This window comes from Winogradskyella sp. (genome assembly GCF_028282165.1).
Classification (GTDB): Bacteria; Bacteroidota; Bacteroidia; order Flavobacteriales; family Flavobacteriaceae; genus Winogradskyella.
This window is the reverse complement of the sequence record NZ_JANQIM010000041.1, coordinates 21,706-39,545: the sequence shown is the minus strand read 5'-3', so window position 1 is coordinate 39,545 and position 17,840 is coordinate 21,706. Positions and strand designations below refer to the sequence as shown.

Annotated in this window: 18 protein-coding genes; 7 read left to right on the top strand and 11 right to left on the bottom strand. The window is 35.8% G+C overall.

Going from position 1 to position 17,840, the window contains the following annotated elements; genetic code table 11:
- Positions 1 to 48 precede the first annotated feature (48 nt).
- Together Q0972_RS15900 and Q0972_RS15895 are read right to left on the bottom strand one after the other, a co-directional pair.
- Positions 49 to 1,845, bottom strand: coding sequence for a glycoside hydrolase family 2 TIM barrel-domain containing protein (locus Q0972_RS15900; protein ID WP_299367620.1), 1,797 nt, complete (start codon positions 1,843 to 1,845; stop codon positions 49 to 51).
- 42 nt (positions 1,846 to 1,887) lie between these two features.
- Positions 1,888 to 3,375 carry a glycosyltransferase family 39 protein gene (locus Q0972_RS15895; protein WP_299367617.1) on the bottom strand — a complete coding sequence of 496 codons (1,488 nt, stop codon included), beginning with the start codon at positions 3,373 to 3,375 and terminating at the stop codon, positions 1,888 to 1,890.
- Positions 3,376 to 3,440: 65 nt separating this feature from the next.
- Between Q0972_RS15895 and Q0972_RS15890 the strand changes: the two genes are divergently transcribed.
- The 4 genes from Q0972_RS15890 to Q0972_RS15875 all read left to right on the top strand — a co-directional run bounded on the left by Q0972_RS15890 (position 3,441) and on the right by Q0972_RS15875 (position 8,163).
- A complete protein-coding gene (locus tag Q0972_RS15890; protein WP_299367693.1) occupies positions 3,441 to 4,016 on the top strand; it encodes a non-canonical purine NTP diphosphatase in 576 nt (191 codons plus the stop codon).
- Between the two features lie 256 nt (positions 4,017 to 4,272).
- Complete coding sequence (locus Q0972_RS15885; RefSeq protein ID WP_299367614.1) at positions 4,273 to 5,046, top strand: hypothetical protein; 774 nt, start codon at positions 4,273 to 4,275, stop codon at positions 5,044 to 5,046.
- A gap of 397 nt (positions 5,047 to 5,443) precedes the next feature.
- Complete coding sequence (locus Q0972_RS15880; protein ID WP_299367610.1) at positions 5,444 to 7,216, top strand: DEAD/DEAH box helicase; 1,773 nt, start codon at positions 5,444 to 5,446, stop codon at positions 7,214 to 7,216.
- 137 nt (positions 7,217 to 7,353) lie between these two features.
- Complete coding sequence (locus tag Q0972_RS15875; RefSeq protein ID WP_299367607.1) at positions 7,354 to 8,163, top strand: carboxypeptidase-like regulatory domain-containing protein; 810 nt, start codon at positions 7,354 to 7,356, stop codon at positions 8,161 to 8,163.
- Positions 8,164 to 8,168: 5 nt separating this feature from the next.
- Here Q0972_RS15875 and Q0972_RS15870 read toward each other — a convergent pair whose 3' ends face one another.
- From Q0972_RS15870 to Q0972_RS15855, 4 genes are read right to left on the bottom strand one after another with little or no spacing between them, the layout of a single operon-like run.
- The gene (locus Q0972_RS15870) at positions 8,169 to 8,534 is read right to left on the bottom strand and encodes a VOC family protein (protein WP_367182410.1); all 366 of its coding nucleotides are present in this window, start codon (positions 8,532 to 8,534) and stop codon (positions 8,169 to 8,171) included.
- Positions 8,535 to 8,558: 24 nt separating this feature from the next.
- Entirely contained in the window at positions 8,559 to 8,972 is a 414-nt protein-coding gene (locus Q0972_RS15865; RefSeq protein ID WP_299367604.1) for a VOC family protein, read from the bottom strand.
- A 39-nt stretch (positions 8,973 to 9,011) separates the two neighbouring features.
- Positions 9,012 to 9,539 (bottom strand): SRPBCC family protein, encoded by a 528-nt coding sequence (locus Q0972_RS15860; protein WP_299367687.1) that lies wholly within the window; start codon positions 9,537 to 9,539, stop codon positions 9,012 to 9,014.
- Positions 9,540 to 9,582: 43 nt separating this feature from the next.
- Positions 9,583 to 10,239 carry an RNA methyltransferase gene (locus tag Q0972_RS15855; RefSeq protein WP_299367601.1) on the bottom strand — a complete coding sequence of 219 codons (657 nt, stop codon included), beginning with the start codon at positions 10,237 to 10,239 and terminating at the stop codon, positions 9,583 to 9,585.
- Positions 10,240 to 10,420: 181 nt separating this feature from the next.
- Between Q0972_RS15855 and Q0972_RS15850 the strand changes: the two genes are divergently transcribed.
- Complete coding sequence (locus Q0972_RS15850) at positions 10,421 to 11,092, top strand: Sir2 family NAD-dependent protein deacetylase (protein ID WP_299367598.1); 672 nt, start codon at positions 10,421 to 10,423, stop codon at positions 11,090 to 11,092.
- 11 nt (positions 11,093 to 11,103) lie between these two features.
- Here Q0972_RS15850 and Q0972_RS15845 read toward each other — a convergent pair whose 3' ends face one another.
- Positions 11,104 to 11,619, bottom strand: coding sequence for a hypothetical protein (locus Q0972_RS15845; RefSeq protein ID WP_299367596.1), 516 nt, complete (start codon positions 11,617 to 11,619; stop codon positions 11,104 to 11,106).
- 342 nt (positions 11,620 to 11,961) lie between these two features.
- Here Q0972_RS15845 and Q0972_RS15840 point away from each other — a divergent pair, with 342 nt between their 5' ends.
- The gene (locus tag Q0972_RS15840) at positions 11,962 to 13,311 is read left to right on the top strand and encodes an FN3 domain-containing metallophosphoesterase family protein (protein WP_299367593.1); all 1,350 of its coding nucleotides are present in this window, start codon (positions 11,962 to 11,964) and stop codon (positions 13,309 to 13,311) included.
- Between the two features lie 218 nt (positions 13,312 to 13,529).
- Positions 13,530 to 14,630 carry a saccharopine dehydrogenase NADP-binding domain-containing protein gene (locus tag Q0972_RS15835; RefSeq protein ID WP_299367590.1) on the top strand — a complete coding sequence of 367 codons (1,101 nt, stop codon included), beginning with the start codon at positions 13,530 to 13,532 and terminating at the stop codon, positions 14,628 to 14,630.
- A 14-nt stretch (positions 14,631 to 14,644) separates the two neighbouring features.
- On the opposite strand, the gene Q0972_RS15830 is transcribed toward Q0972_RS15835, so the two are convergent.
- The 4 genes from Q0972_RS15830 to Q0972_RS15815 form a co-directional block, all read right to left on the bottom strand.
- Positions 14,645 to 15,892 (bottom strand): glycosyltransferase, encoded by a 1,248-nt coding sequence (locus Q0972_RS15830; protein ID WP_299367587.1) that lies wholly within the window; start codon positions 15,890 to 15,892, stop codon positions 14,645 to 14,647.
- Between the two features lie 62 nt (positions 15,893 to 15,954).
- Entirely contained in the window at positions 15,955 to 16,659 is a 705-nt protein-coding gene (locus Q0972_RS15825; protein ID WP_299367584.1) for a helix-hairpin-helix domain-containing protein, read from the bottom strand.
- On the bottom strand, positions 16,656 to 17,063 hold the full coding sequence (locus Q0972_RS15820; RefSeq protein WP_299367581.1) for a hypothetical protein: 408 nt from the start codon (positions 17,061 to 17,063) through the stop codon (positions 16,656 to 16,658). The genes Q0972_RS15825 and Q0972_RS15820 overlap by 4 nt, the downstream gene beginning before the upstream one ends.
- A gap of 246 nt (positions 17,064 to 17,309) precedes the next feature.
- Positions 17,310 to 17,786: a heme-binding domain-containing protein gene (locus Q0972_RS15815; RefSeq protein WP_299367578.1), complete on the bottom strand. Its 477-nt coding sequence runs from the start codon at positions 17,784 to 17,786 to the stop codon at positions 17,310 to 17,312.
- Positions 17,787 to 17,840 lie beyond the last annotated feature (54 nt).

Here is a 17,840-nt window from a genome sequence, read left to right as displayed (position 1 = left end):
ACGGTAACATAAAAATTGTGTTTGTGGTTTAAAATAAACTTTTATGAATCACTCAAAAACAACCTCATCGATATAAATCGTCTGAGGATAACCATAACTATTGGCAAAAAGTACCAAGCCCGAACGAATACAACTTAAATCTGCCTTTTTAATTTTGATACTGTACTTTTTCCATTCGGAAGTTAAAGTAATCTCTTCAGCTTTTATAGCTGTGTCAGGAAATGGTTTATCTTCATCTATTAAACCAAAGCCAAGTTTTACAACAACGCCACTGAATTTTGATTTTGCCCAAAAACTAAACGTTTTTGCACCAGATATATCATAGCCTCCTAAAATGTCGCCCCAATCATTGGCTGGATTTACAAATGCAATGCCATACCAACCACTTTCATCCGAATAGTTGATCTTTATAGCTGTTTCACCAGAATGCACCTCTTTTCTGTTGTTGAGGTCAACACTTAAGGCTTTATAATTGCCCATGTAACCTGAAGGCAAGTAAGGCAGACCCTCATTATCTTTATATACATAAAATGGCAGTTCAACTTTTGGCACAAGGTACTTTTTTGCCTTGGCGTCTTTGTCTTCAACCATAATTGAAGTTGAAGCTATACCTAGATTATTAAAACTATCTTTAGCATAAGCATAAACCTTAATGGCACCGTGTTCTTTAGGTAATTCGATTTCAAAACCTTTATTTAAATCACCTCTGAAATTTAAAGGGTTAATCTGATCGCGTCGCTTTCGACTTCCTGTTCGTTGATTGTAATAAAAACTTATATCTAACTTCTCATTCTCGGTATCGGAAACTTTCAAGTTTACCGGAATCCATGTACCGCTATTATGTTTTGAATCTGGTAAAGTAAATGCTTCAATTATGGGCACATTGTTTTCTGGTTTTTTTCCTGTAAAAGCTTCTCTTATGGCCCAATATTGAGGTCGTCTAAGATAGTTGACATGGGTAAACAACCAAGGAGACATAAAATTGTTCAAACTGCAGTAATGAAAGACATATACGCCCAAACAAGAGGGCTTATTCGAAATCCATTCTTTGTAACCCTTCGCAATAGCGTCGTACTTTTCTGTATCTGATGGTTCAATCTTAACACCATTTTTATCTGCTTGTGCATCCCATTCGCCAGTAACACCAAACTCAGTGATGATGTAGGGCTTATCGATATTTCGCTTATCTAATTCTTCTTGAAGAAATCCTGCACCAGGCCCATAACTATTAAGTCCGTAAATATCAATGGATGGAACATATTTTTCCCACCACTCCAAACCAAAAGTCCAGGCCTCTACGGAAGTAATTGGATGGTCGGGATCTAATGCTTTAATCTTAGTACAAATACGCTCCAATAACTTTGAATATGAGAGTTTCTCTTCATCAGTAGCCATATTGAGATATACTTCGTTACCGATGCCCCAAGTCAACACTGCTGGATGGCTCTTATACCTTTCTACTGTTTCAACAGCGTTCTTATACATCACTTCCATGCCCTCGGTATCAGTCAAATAGTCAAAATGGTCATCGTCTTCCATACCAGGTCTACCATGGCGCATCCATATTCCAACCATAACTTTGATACCATACTGTTCTGCAATATCTAAAAGCTGAGGTGTATTTTTACCTGTTGCCCAGGTCCTAATGGTATTGACACCCAAAAATTTTAAGTCCTTGAAATAGGCATCGTAGTTCTCGACATCATTATCATATCCGAAAGTGGCTCCCTTTATATCAAAAGGCTTTCCATCGACTTTAAGTATCCAGTTGCCGTCTATTTTTTCGACTGTGGTTTGAGAAAAAGACAAATAGGAAACTAAGACTAATACATAGAATAATCTCATAGCGTAGCTTGTTTTTATAAAGATAAGGCAATAAAATAAAAACTAGTCAAAAATATAAGGCTTGTAGGCTTTCCACCATAATTCAATATCTACTTTTGGTTTTCTACAGATATAAAGCGGAATATTATGTTCTTCATCGATAGCGTATTTATGAGTAATCATCTTTATCAATTCTACATCTTCAAAAACATGTTCTACCGAGGGCTGCTCATTACCTAAACTAATCCATACGGAAGCATCTTTATTGCCAAATCCCCAAGTCCAAAAGCTACCATGTCTGCTAATTGGATTAGGCAAACCGTAACGCTTCCCTAATATTTTGAGTGCTCCTGCTTCACCATAATTCTCTGCCCAAAGTACGCAGTTTTCTCTTTCGCTTTTGCTTAAGGATTGATACACACTATCTACCAATTGCACTTGTTCTTCCCAACCAAACATATCGGCATAATCACCTGTTAGTTCATAACGTCCATCCACTTCCTCTAAGCCTTTATACGCAGTAAATTTTTCAATAGGTAGTATAGGTGTAGCCTCTGGTATAAAATAGACCATCGGTAAAAAGACGATAGCTGCTACTACATAAACCAAACTGATGCGCTTTGCTAATAGGTGCTCCACAAAAACAGCACCTGCAGAAAATAGTACAGGATATAAAGCAAAAATATAATAGGTCTTGGCTCCCGCCAACCACATGGTGAAAAATATAACTAAACAAGCTATACCTAAAAACTTGAATGTTTTTAGTTTCTTACTTAAAAACAGCCCAATAAACCCACATAAAAACATGATAAATATTGGTGCCATTTCTAATTGATCTAAAATAAATTTCCATGGACTTATAGCTTCAAGTTGGCTTTCGTTAAGGCGTTGCATATGGCGCACAAGTGGAAAGTCGTTGTTAAACTGCCATATGATATTAGGTAAAAACAATAAAAAGGCGACAATACCTGAAATATAGAGCCACTTATTCTTGTATAAATCAGCTTTCTTATAAAAAAATAAGCCCACAAATATCCCAAAGGCCCAAACTAACATGGTGTACTTGTTTAGTAAACCAAAACCTAAGCTTATACCTACCAAAATGAGGAATTTTTTGTTATTGGAATTAATAAACTTAATCAAAAAGTAAAACCCAAGTACCCAGAACAGCTGATCGAAAGCCACTGGTTGAAATAAGGTATGGTTTCGGTAAAACGGTATAAAAGCCAATATGCAGATTCCTGCCAAAAATATAGCCCTGGACTTTCCTCCTAGTTCTTTGGCCATGAAACAACACAACATCAAAATGGCAACACCTGCGAGGGTTGGAAAAAGCCTAACGCCAAGCAAATGGTAATCGAACAACCAATAGGACAACTTCCCTATAAAGGCAATAAACGGCGGAAACTCCATAAAGCCCCAGTCCAAGTGCTCACTTACAGAAAGATGTAACAATTCATCTCTATGGAAACCATAGTTGCGATTACCCAACCATTGAATTATAAATTTTATAACAGCAAGAACAAAAATGACAGGGAGGTACTTTTTCATGATTTGATTGATTCGCGGTAAAATTAGTGAATATGTCGTTATATTTGAATGAAAATCCACACGCTATGCAACTGGTCTTTGCCACCAATAACAAGAATAAAATTAAAGAAGTGCAATCCCTTGTACCTCAACATATAAAGCTACTTAGTTTGGCCGATATTAACTGTACCGAGGAGATTCCAGAGACCACTGGCACTATAGAAGGCAATGCGCAACAAAAAGCAAACTATATAAAAGACCACTATGGTTACGATTGCTTTGCAGATGACACAGGCTTAGAAGCAGATGCTTTAAATGGTGAACCAGGAGTGGACACTGCCCATTACGCTGGTCCACAACGTAATGCCGATGATAACATGAACAAGCTATTATTAGCGCTTGAAGATAAAGTATCTCGCAAAGCACAGTTTAAAACGGTTATTGCCTTACACCTTAATGGGCAACTCAAAACCTTTTCAGGTATTTGCAAAGGAGAAATTACGACCGAAAAAAAGGGCAATGATGGTTTTGGTTACGACCCTATTTTTAAGGCTGATGGCTATGAGCAAACCTTTGCTGAAATCTCTTTGGAAGAAAAAAATAAGATTGGGCATCGCGGAAAAGCAGTAACAAAGCTTATTGCGTATTTAAATTCAGTTTAATTTTAGGCTATTCAAAAATAAAAGCTGCGGGATATCAATAATTCGGTCTTAGAAGTCTATATCAGCACTCATTGCAATTCTCTAAATTGGCACTGCCATTTTGATATAAAACTTAAGAATTTCATTGTCATACTGATGGAGTAATGAGAATATGACAAAAACTTAGACTTTTAGACATAATAGCTCTTAATATTGTTTTTTATTTCAAATGCTCTTATTATTTTTGCAGTTTAATTAACTCAAAACTAAATCAATTATGAACAAATTAATTTCTTTTGTCTTACTTTCTTGTATCGCACTTTTTACTTTAAGTTGTGGTGATGATGATACAGCATCAGGTGAATTTAATGATGCCAACGGAAATGTTCAACCTAAATTAATCGAGTCGATTGCGGTTACATCTGCTCAAGATCCTCTAGAAAATACCACAGTTATGTTTACATACACTTCTGATGGTCAATTAAGCACTATCTCTGATGGTTCGGAAACTGGTATTTTTGTTTACGATAACAGTGACAATCTTACTAACATTTCTGGTAGTGGAGATAACTTAAACATTGAAGAATTATATGAATCTCCATATGATGCATTTGAAACCGGAGATGTTATAGCTTATGATGGCGATGGAAATCCTATAACAATAGAATTCTATGAGGAAGAGTATGACTTTAACACCGATACTTATGTTACTAAAGTATACACTGCAGACATTTCATATGATGATGAGCACAACCCCTACTTTTTCACACTTGAGGCTGGTGGTCTTATTGAAGTTATGGATGATGTTGAATTAAATTTCAGTATGAATCCGCAATTACCTGAAATAGTTCAGGCAAGAATGCTTTTCCCTGTAAACAACCCATCACAGATTATTTACAAAAACGAGGAAGGCGCGATCATTTACACCATCAATGCAAATTATGTTTATGATGATGAAAATTATCCAACATCTGCTACCGTAACGTCCATTGAAGCTGAAGATTCAGGGCTAAGCACTTATACGGCTGTATTTACTTATGTAGAAGACTAGGTTTAATGAAAATGTATCAGCAGAAGTGATTCTTCTTAAAGCATATTAAGCTTTCTAGAAAAAAGCATTTTGCCTTTGCATTAGACATAAAATCATTTTTTTATCAAAAGCTGACTTGTATAAAATATACGAGTCAGCTTTTTTTAATATGTATATCGAAATTATAAATCCAATTAAAAGTCTATCTTTGCGCCCTGAAACTCAAGTTGAACTGACAAAATTTGCTTTGTAAATTTGAGTTTCACCAAGTCCTCAGAGTGAGGAGGTGTTATCAGAAGTTTTCAGCCTTCACAGCCTAAAGGCAACTACGGCGAAGTAGGCTAGGGTTAAATGTATGTATGTCGATACGCTTCTTATACAACACAACGTCATTTTATCGCATACATTACAAACAAGAATGAGTACATTCCAAGAACTCGGTCTTAACGAAGACCTTCTCCATGCTATTGCCGATTTAGGCTTCGTAACGCCTAGTGAAGTCCAACAAAAAGCCATTCCGGTTTTATTAGACGAAGAACGTGATCTCGTCGCACTGGCACAAACAGGTACTGGCAAAACAGCAGCCTTTGGGTTTCCAATGCTACAAAATATTGACATTAACAGCAGAACCACGCAAGGCCTTATCCTCTCACCTACGCGCGAGCTTTGTCTACAGATCACCAACGAGTTAAAGCTTTATGGTAAATACTGTAAAGGTTTTAATGTTGTAGCTATTTATGGTGGAGCTAGTGTTACTGAGCAGGCTAAACAGATTAAAAAAGGAGCACAAATTGTGGTAGCCACTCCTGGTCGCATGAAGGATATGATTAGTCGAAAATTGGTTGACATTTCAAAAATTCAATACAGTGTTTTAGATGAGGCCGACGAAATGCTCAATATGGGTTTTTACGAGGATATTACAGATATTTTATCGCATACCCCAATGGATAAAAGTACATGGCTATTTTCGGCAACCATGCCGAGGGAAGTCGCTTCCATTGCCAAAAAGTTTATGTACGATCCTATTGAAATTACCGTTGGCAATAAAAACGAAAGTACCAATCAGGTGTCTCACGAATACTATTTAGTAAATGGTCGTGATCGTTACTTAGCACTAAAACGCTTAGCTGATGCTAATCCAGATATTTTCTCGGTGATTTTCTGCAGAACTAAGCGCGATACGCAACGTGTGGCTGAAAAACTGGTCGAAGACGGTTACAGTGCTGGAGCCTTGCATGGCGATTTGAGTCAAAATCAACGCGATTTGGTGATGAAATCCTTCAGAAACAAGCAAATTCAAATGCTAGTAGCAACCGATGTTGCGGCTCGTGGTATTGATGTTGATGATATAACCCATGTGATCAATTATCAATTACCCGATGAGATTGAGACCTATACACATCGTTCTGGACGTACTGGGCGTGCTGGTAAAACTGGTGTGTCCATGGTGATTGTGGCCAAAAGTGAAGTGCGAAAAATAAAGAGCATAGAGCGCATCATAAAAAAGCAATTTGAAAAGAAAGACATACCGTCTGGCATGGAAATCTGTGAAGTGCAATTGATGAGCTTGGCCAATAAAGTCCACAATACTGAAGTAAACCATGAAATTGACACATATCTTGATAGCATAAACGAATTGTTTGAAGATACGGGCAAAGAAGAATTGATTAAGAAGTTCTTCTCGGTAGAATTTACCAGATTCTTCAACTATTACAAGGATTCAAAGGATTTAAACATTTCTGCATCAAATGAAAGTAGCAGTAAAGAGCGATCATCTGATGAAACACGTTATTTCATTAATGTAGGTCGTAAAGATGGTTTTGATTGGATGTCCCTAAAGGATTTTTTAAAGGCTGTACTAGAATTGGGTAGAGATGATGTTTTTAAAGTCGATGTTAAAGACAGTTTCTCATTTTTTAATACTGAAAAAGAGTTGCAAGAAAAGGTCTTGACATTTTTCACCGATTTTAAATATAACGGTCGTTTTGTGAATGTCGAAATTACAGAGAATAGAGGTCGTAGTACTGGTGGAAGACGCGATAAAAAGCGCAGTAAAAAAGATCGCGACGAAAAACCAAGAGGAGAAAGGCGCTCTAGAAGAAGTGAAGGATCAGGTAAAAGAAGATCTAGTGAATCAAGGAGAAACAGACGCTCTACATCTGATAGACCTCGCCGCTCGCGAAGAAAATGAGACAATTATTGTTTTGAGGAGAGATGAATTCATTTTGGCTTAGAATTTGTTCTAATGCTGTTAATATTTAGTCAAATCGACGAATTGCAGGCACTAAATCCGTTTTCTTTACTAACTTTACAACGTAATTACAACAAATGCGATATTTACTAGCAATATTTTTATGTGTTACTACAGTTCATAGCTATAGTCAAGACAGTACTGCCACCAAATTGCCTGAAACCGTAAAGGGAACTATTAAAAGTTCTACAACCAAAGGGCCTCTGAGCGAAGTAAATATTGTGAATATCAATCAGGTAGTTGGTACCGCAACGGATGACGATGGTGCCTTTGAAATAAAGGCCAAAGCCAACGATACCTTACACCTTTCTTACATAGGCTACAAATCCATTAAAGTTAGGGTTACCAATGATTGGTTAAAATATGGCAATACCGAGATTGTTATGACCGAATTGGCGCTTGCCCTAGAGGAAGTAACCGTAAAATCTTTACAACTCACGGGCTATCTTGAAGTAGATATGAAGCAAGTCCCTATTCGTAACAGTAACCAATACCGAATTTCTGGCTTATACGGTAAAGCTTATGAAGGCGGAAAAACCAATATTGCTACCAAAGTGTTGGGAGCCATATTTAATCCTGCAGACTTCCTATATAAAATGTTTGGCAAGAAGCCCAACGAAATGCAAAAACTCAAGAAGATCAAGGAAGATGACGAAATAAGAAACCAACTCGCTAAACGTTTCGACAGGGAAATGCTTATGGTTTTACTTCAGGTTACCAAATACGACTTAGATGAAATCGTCAATCAGTGTAACTATTCCAAAGAATTCATTAATACGGCCAACGATCTTCAAATACTGGATGCCATCAGCGAATGTTACGAGGAATATAAAGTGATTCAACGTAGCAAAGAGCGAAAAAAGAAGAAAAAGAAAGACAAGGCTTAGTGCTACTAAGCATTTGAATGTAACGCCACCCGATTTCCTTCAGTATCTATAAACACCCCCATATAACCATGTTCATCAGAAATTTTGGTTTTTCCTTGATAGATTTTTCCTCCTGCATCCTCTACTCTATCCAATTCATTTTGTACATCCTCACTCATAAAGTAGACCAAGGTCCCATCTTGGCAAGGTACATAAGATTCTTGTTTTACAAGAGTTCCTGTAGCGCCATGAGCGCTTTCATCATGAGGGAACCATCCCATCTTCAATCCACCAAAATCAACCTCTTTCACTTCAATTTTAAACACCGCTTCGTAAAAGGCTTTTGCGCGGGTCATACTATTAACCGGAATTTCAAACCAACCTACCATCATATATTTACATTTTTTACTCTTTATTTAATTACTTTCATCTGGTGAACTTACCATCCACTGAATTCCAAACTTATCCGTTCCACTTCCAAATTTTCCGCCCCAAAATACCTCTTCAAACGGCATGGCCACTTCACCTCCTTCCATTAACCCAGAAAAAATGGCATAACCTTGTTCTTCATCATCAGCAGCTACACTAACATGATAGTTATTGCCTTTATTTATTGGCATAAAGTAATCGTCTGATGCTTTCAATTCGCAACCATTACCAAAGGTCATGGTGACGTGCATAATCTTATTCTCAATTTCTGGTTTACTATATTCTGGTGGACCATCTTTATAACGCATTACCATCATATATTCTCCATCAAAAATATCCTTGTAAAAGGCCATCGCTTCTTCGCAATTGCCATCAAAGGAAAGATAAACATCACATTTCATAATTTCTTGATTTAGTTAAAATGACAAGGGGATTGCACCTTATCGGGATTCTAAAATTTGTTTTAAATCGCTTAAGCCTTCTTCAAAATCCTTTCCTACCGTTTTATCCATGTTAAAAAACAGAAAGAAAATGTTTGAAGGCGGTTTATTGACACCGGAAAAGCCCCAAACGACCTCTGTAGACATAGCATCAAGTTCGCGAGTAGTTATATATGCATCTGATTGGGATTTCCATGGCTTATAAAAACGCAGTTGACTATTTATGGATTTATTCTCGCTAATGGAAACGATTTCCTGTTCACCAGTTCCAACCTCTTTATTGCCTTCCCATTTTGCAATAAAACCCACTTCGCCATCAGTACCAATATGCTCTTGTTTCATATTTGGATCTTTCTTTTTCCATGGTGACCATTCGTCTTGATTCTTTATATGTTTTAAATAATTGAAAACCTCATTAATTGGTTTATTAATAGCAATGCTTCTGCTTACATTATATGTTTTTGGAGCAACCATTACGAGCAATAAAAAAATAGCCATAATCCCTAGGACAATGTAAAGTACAATCATCATAATACTCTGATTTTTTAGTTAGTACTTAAAATTACAAAAATTAGTGTTGGGATTGATAGCGTTTAACAATTGTATCGTAATTTTTTATGGTTTTCTTTATCCAGTCAAATCGTTTTTCGATCAACTCCGTTTCGGTCAATTGCCAATTTATATCTGACTTGCGCATTTTTGAAGTGACGTGCTGTAAAATAATGGCTGCAGAAACCGATATATTTAAACTTTCGGTAAATCCAAACATAGGAATCTTTAAGAAGGAATCTGCCTCATCCAACACCTGTTGCGATAACCCTTCCGTTTCTCTTCCGAAGAAAAAACAGGATTTTACTGAAATATCAAAATCAATTAAATCGTAATTATCGGCATGTGGACTCGTTGCTACAATTTGATAGCCTTTAGACCTTAGGTCGTCTATACAAGATTTGGTGGTATGGTAACGGTTTAAATCTACCCATTTTTGAGCTCCCATTGCAATTTCCCTATCGATGCGCTTAGCATTGATTTCTTCTACAATATTAACCTCCTGTATGCCAAATATATCACAAGAACGAATGACCGCACTTGTGTTATGCAACTGATAAACATCTTCTGTTGCTACTGTAAAATGCTTGGTTCGTTGTGCCAATACTTTCCTAAAACGTTCTTTACGGTTTTCGGTAAGATAGGTTTCTAAATATTCTAGTAATTTTAAATCCGACATATTCCAAAAATACAGAATGTTATTACGAGGAACAAAGTGATAGAGTCATCTATTTAAGACTGATATGCCATAATAGTCAAAAGATTGCTTTACAAAATACTTTTAACCAAAACATATTTTTGATTTCAGTAATGCTAGCAATGACCTTTTAATTCCTATTTTTAACATAAAAATGAAATTAATGAAACATGTCGTTGTATTAACAGGTGCGGGCATGAGTGCTGAAAGCGGTGTAAAAACCTTTAGAGACCACGATGGCTTATGGGAGGGGCATGATGTTATGAAAGTAGCTTCCCCAGAGGGCTTTAGGCAAAACCCTGAGTTGGTTTTAGATTTTTACAATCAAAGACGTCGTCAACTGAAAGAGGTAGAACCCAATCAAGCCCATAAGGATATTGCAGCCTTGGAAGACAATTACAAAGTTACTGTTGTAACACAAAATGTAGATGATTTGCACGAACGTGCTGGTAGTAGCGATGTGGTACATTTGCATGGTGAACTAAAAAAAGTACGTAGTACCGGAAACCCAAAAGATATCAAAGTTTGGACAGAAGATATTAATCTTGGTGACACTTGTGCAAAAGGTTACCAATTACGTCCACATATTGTTTGGTTTGGTGAAGATGTACCAATGATGGATATCGCCATAAAAATCTGCTATGCGGCAGACATCTTACTTATCATTGGTACGAGTATGCAAGTATATCCTGCTGCCAGTTTAATTAATTATGTGCAACCAGACACTCGTATTTTTTATATCGATCCCAAACCTGCTATAGTTCGTAATTCCAAAATTAAGATTATTGCAAAAACAGCAACAGCAGGTATGAGGGATATACTAGATATTTTATAGCAGATTTAGCTTTACATTTTAGTGAATATAATGGTAAAGTCTTCTTCTACATATATAATGGCATCATTTACGCTATCATAGAATTCTATTTCAAAACCCTCTTCAATTGTAAGTGTTATGGTATTGCCAGAAATTGTTCCCGTAAGATCATCTTCATTAAACTCATTGACTACGGTAATGGTATTTCCATTTTGTGTCCAAGTTGACGTAAGACCAAAACCACTCTGACATTCCACATCGTGCTGGTTGTCATCATCTATAAAAATGTAAGCTAAATCTACGTCTATTTCTACCTCATCGTTATCAAAGAATTCAATACTATTACCATCGTAGCAAGACGTTTCTTGAAACATATCCCTAGATGCATTACCATCGCCATCAAAATCAAAAGAAGATTCTATTAAAAGTGATGTAACGAGCCATTTACCCTCTGGTGTTAAGGTTACATTACCATCATCATCCGAAGAACATGATGCCATTAAAAAACATAGAACCAGAAAAATTAGTGATTGAATTTTAGCTTTCATAATTGTGTTAGTTTTTGTTATACACTATGACATCGAAGCTCAAAATAAATGTCATCAAAAAATAATTCAATGTCACTTCGAGTGGGTATTATCACCCAAGATAGTTTTAAAGCTAAAACCGTACTGGGAACATAACGGTTGACTTCAATAAAACTAATCGTTTGCGAGATACATCAATTTTTTTGTTTGCAACTTTCTATATTCATAATTGACAAATACAATTTGCGTTTATAACTTTACAAATATTTAACCAATACATAAAAAACCTTCGGGCTAGACATAGCTTACTAATTCTTATTTTCACATAGTATTAACTAACTAGCTATCCAAAAAAATTAAATAATGACTTCTTTTAATCATTTAGCATTTTATATCACAGTTTTAATAGTTTTCTCAGTATTCCCGCTTAACGCTCAACATCAACATGAGCACGAAGGTCTTCATCACTGGGAAATACCGAGCAGAGATCCAGATAGAATAATATTAACATTTCATGGCGATCCAGCTACGCGTCGGGCGGTTACATGGCGTACTAGTACAAACATTACGAAAGCTGTTGCCCAAATCGCAGAAGCGACAGAGAATTCAGAATTTACCGCAGATGCAATTACCAAGGATGCTACTACAGAACAGTTTGATCTAGGTTTATACAAAGCAAATGCATCGTTGCTTGTTAATTACCATAGTGTGATATTTGATGGGCTAAAACCTAATACCTTGTATGCCTATCGTGTCGGTGATGGTGATGGTGATGAGTATTGGTCTGAGTGGATACAGTTTCGCACCGCAAAAACAGCCTATGCACCAACCCAGTTTGTATACTTTGGTGATGCCCAGAACGATGTTTTAAATCATTGGTCAAGGGTAATTCGTATGGCCTACCAAACAGCACCAAACGCCTCATTTGTAGTTCATGCAGGCGATCTAATAAATAATGCGCATACAGACCACGAATGGGCTGAATGGTATAAAGCAGGTGGTTTTATACATAGTCAATGGACGGCAATACCTGTCGTTGGAAATCATGAGTTCAGGCCTTTGGAAAAAGGAGAATCGAGAAAGCTTTCTATCCAATGGCGACCACAATTCACTTTACCTATTGAAAAGAATTTAGATTCAAAATTACACGAAACTGTATATACTGTAGATTATCAAGATATTCGAATTATTGTTCTTAACTCTAACGATGAGCTCGAAATACAGACGAAACATATTGAGGAACAATTAAAAAATTGCACTGCCAAATGGAAAATCATTACTTGCCATCATTCCATTTTTTCACCTGCCAAGGGACGCGACTTTCAGTTTGCTCGCGAAAACTGGAAACCACTCCTTGATAAATACAATGTAGATCTAGTGCTTAATGGTCATGACCACACTTATGCAAGAGGCCATGTCCCAATGAGGACTACAGATTCTGAAAACACAGATAATCTAGGTACCATATACGTTACATCTGTTAGTGGCCCTAAGCAATACGAATTGGATAAAGCGCAAATGAAAGCATATTCTGCTCAGGGCTACCAGCTGGATAAGGCAGCTGAACAGACTCAATTTTTTCAGGTCATTACTGTTGAAAATAATACGCTAACCTATGTAGCCTATACTACCTTAGGAGAAGAATATGATCGTGCCGTAATCACCAAAGATTTCAGTACTGGGAAAAAACAACTATCGCAAGGTCAAAAATAAGTTCAATAATGTACTCAAATAGACAGGTAAGTTCTCATTTACATGGAGTAATTTAATTACAAAACAATCATCTATTCTTCTGTTCAATCCTCTTAATCCATCACTTAGAACTCTAAAAGGTCTAGATGGTTTACTCATAAAGTTTTTAAAATATATGTTTAGATTTATTAATCGCTTTACAATGTCATAAATTAAATAACTTATTAAAATCCAATAAAATGACAAATAATGTGCTAGTACTCGGTGGATACGGTGGCGTAGGTAGATATGTTGTAGAGTATTTATTGAAATTTTTTGATTTTAATATCATTATTGGAGGGCGAAACAAACAGAAAGCCAAGTTATTAAAAGATACGCTGCATGCTAAATACCCAAAAAGCAAAGTTGATTTTTCAATTGTAGATGCGACTGATAAAAACTCGCTTTTATCCAATTTCAAAAATATAGATTTAGCAATTATTACAGCAACTGTGCCAAATCAAATGTCCTTAATTGCTGAAGCGGCCCTTGAAAGTAATATTGATTTAATGGATATTTTAATGAGAAGTGACGTGGTAGACAAGCTTGCTAAATTTGAAAAAACGATTAAGGATAAAAACCGAATATTTATCACTCAATGTGGATTTCATCCCGGGATAATAGCGCCTTTGATTCGATTTGCCAGTTCGCATTTTAACCAATATGATGAGGCTAAGCTAATGATGGCTATGGATGGTTTCTTTCAACAACCAGAAGCGATCAAAGAAATAATCTATGAAGTTATTAAGTCTAATGCGCTTATGCTCGAAAATAAAGCTTGGAGAAAAGCAAGTTATAAAGATGCTGTAACTTTCGATTTTTCAGAACATTTTGGTCGAATGCAATGCTACCCAGCGCAAATGAAAGAAATCCATGGTATAGAGAAAGAATTAGGGCTAAACGATTGTGCTGTTTACACGGCTGGGTTTGGTCCATATATAGACAATTTCATTTTTCCTTTAGCTGTGGTCTTAGGATATATAAATAAAAACTTAAGCCTAAACATATGCAGTAGATTATTTTTTAACAGAATTAAGCATAAAATTACGACGTTACCGAAAGCAAAACTTGTTTTGAAAGCAAGCGGAATACATGAGGGTAAGACTAAAAATGTAAAGATCAGTCTACTATCTAATAATAGTTACGAGCTTACAGCTATGGCTCTAACTGCACTTCTAAATCAGTACATAAACAAACCCATTAAAAATCCTGGTCTATATTTAATGGGGCAAATAACGGATGAAAAATGGTTAATAAGAGATCTTAAAAAAATGGGAGTATCCTTAAAATTGAGCAGCTAAAGACACAACATACTTCATTTATTCTTCTCTTCTATCCACTTACTTAAATACTTGGTACTTTGTAAGGTTTGGTGTTGCAACATAGTCCCAAAAAAGTTATTTTGACGATGACACTTTAGATCCTTTTTTAACTGCTCTATTTTTTCTGCAAACGCATTTGCAAAACTGGTTTTATCAAAACGTTCATTTAAGACCTTATAGCCATTACTCTGCTTTTCTTTCCAAATGTCAGAATCTGTATAAAGCTCAACAGCGTTTTGGGCAAAAGCTTCAATGTTATCTAAAATAAAGCCGTTGGGATTTAATTTCCCAAACATACCTTCTGCTGCAATGGTAGACATCATGCAAGGTGTACCGTTTTGCATGGCATCGATGAGTTTTCCTTTGAGTCCTGCGCCAAAACGTAATGGTGCTAAGCATACTTTGGCATTTCGCATTACCTCACTAACACTTTCCGCAAAACCTTTGATGAGAAACCCTTCCCTTTCATTATGCAATTGGGTAACCTTTTGCGATTCATAAGCGCCATAGACATGTAATTCTATCCCGATGGCCATTGGGAGTAATTGTTGACGTATCAATGGCCAAATACTTTGTTTGAGATACAACGTAGCATCGTAGTTAGGTGGATGCAAAAAGTTTCCTATGGTAACAAAATGTTGGCGTTCTTCAAACGTTGGTAATCCACTGGTCGTGTTTTCAGAAATAGGTTCTAACAGAAATGGTAAATAATAAAGTAAGCTTTTATCAATCTTAAACTGTTGAAATAAAATATCTATTTCTGCTTGAGAAATCATTAGGCTTAAATCGCAGCGATATATGCTCGCAATTTCGCGCTTTGTGATATCGTTTTGCAAATGATCCGTAGATAATTCAACACCGTCTTTTAAAGCCAATTCCCTAGCCTTTCGGAGACCATGAAAATCCTCAGTATCTAAAATACGTAAGGCCTCAGGACACTGCTCAGCAACACGCCAACCATACTGTTCTTCGATCATAAACCGATCGAATAACACTATGTTCGGTTGAAGCTCAGCAATAAAATCATCAAAAGAGCTATCGTTTAAAAGAATATCTTGAGTTTTTACACCAATTTGGGATAAGTCATAAGTATTATCGGAAGTCTTTGCGGCTGAAGCAAACGTAATGGCATATCCTTGTTTTTGAAATTGTTCAATCAACTGCAACATGCGACTACCAGCTGCAGAACTTTTGGGCTCTGGCCAAACAAAACCAATAATTAAAAGGTTGCTACAAACCATAACAACCTTTTAATTGGAAATTACTAATACCAAAATCATAAAACTGCATGGCAATTTTAATTTTACTTTTCTTTTAAATAAACAAAACGCTCTAAACGCTTTAATTCTTTATCATCAACATACTTCCCAATTTCTTTTCTAAACTGACTCATACTAGAATATGGTCTATATTCCTCAAATTCATGCGCCATGCGATTTCCAACACCAGGTAATGCTTTGATGTCATCTTCAGAAGCCGTATTTAATTCTACTGGAACAAACACATAATTTAAATAGCGCTCAACTTCATTTTCATCAACATACTTACCAATCTCTCTCTTAAATTGTTTTACACTGGTATATGGTCTATACTCTTCAAACTCATGTGCCATACGATCACCGACCCCAGGAATAATCTTAAAGTCATCTTCTGCGGTGTTATTCAAATTAAATGGAACAAACATTTTTTTATAAAGCTCTTCTTTATTAACACCTTGAAGCATGGCATCCAAATCGTTCATGTTAAGAAATGGTCTTTTTTCTAATATCTGCGAGATGATTTCAGAAGAAAGGCCTAAAGTATTTAAATCAGCTTCAGTTGCTAGATTTACATTTAGAACTTTTGTAGTCGATGAAACAGCTTCTTTTTCAGTCTCTGTTTTGACCTCCTTCTCTGTGGTTTCAGAAGTGTTTTTCGCTTGCTGCTTTTCTTCTTCTGAATTTTTACAGGATACTAAACATGTTCCTATTAAAACGAATACTGCGAGTAACTTTACGATATTTTTCATTGTTTTTGATTTATAAGTATTAAATATGAATAACCAATTAATGCTAAAACTACCATACTAAAAGGCGCAAGTGCTGGTAATGCACCTGAAAGACTTTCAAAAAATAGATCCCAATCATTTGCCGTAGGTTTCATTTCTAATTCAAACTCATAGTTAGCTCTAAGGTGTAAAAAAACACCGTAAATACCGCTGAGTGCTGAAACTATAAGTAACAGCTTGAATATACCTTTGACTAATTTTGTTCGTAGAAAAACTAAAATAATCACCATTACAATGACCAAACCTATACAAAATATAGGTATAAGTTGCAATACATCCTCATAATGATTAAGTAGATACAGCTCTAATATAGTACCGAACATCAATAAAATAAACGCTGATAAAATAACTTTCTTTAAACTCAAATGCTATAAGATTATCTATTTAAATTTTAATGGAAATGCAAAATTAAGCACGAATCGTTGCAAATAAAAATTATTTAGATAAATTCTAAATAAAAAATCAGTTAGTAAAGTAGAGCTACTTTACGCGAATTAAATCATATTAATGACTATTAAGAAAGATAATTATACCTTAATACATCTTACCATAGGTAATCTTGGATTGGTACAGTAACTTATTTAAATTCTATTATAACTTTTAATTTTCCACTATTGCGGGTTCCTTAAAAAAACATATTTTATACGAACTGTTTCTACCCAATTTTCAATAGCTTCAATTTGCTCATCTGACAATTTTGCATCACCATGCGTCCATGTATAACTAGGTAACGGCATGTGTCGCTCTTCCACTTCTTCCGATAGTTCCTTTAATTTATGATCTTTTTGCTTGTCCGAATAATCATTCCATTTAGACACATTAAACTCACCTTTGCCATGTCTTATATGGTCAGCTAACCAATAATTTACTGGAGTAATACTGTTATACCATGGATAACGCGTGTGGTCGCTATGGCAATCGAAACAAGCTGTTTTCAGAATAACTTTTACATCTTCTGGTGGATTGGTATCTTTGAGAAACGCATTCACCGAAGCAATATCACCATCATTTTTTTCTCGCCTAAAAAATTGAGTAATAACGAATATCACCAATAAAACCAGACCGAGTCTTTTAAGTAATTTTTTCATCGTGTTTTTTGATTAATTTAGAACCTCAAATTACGTCAGTTTGAGTGATTTTCG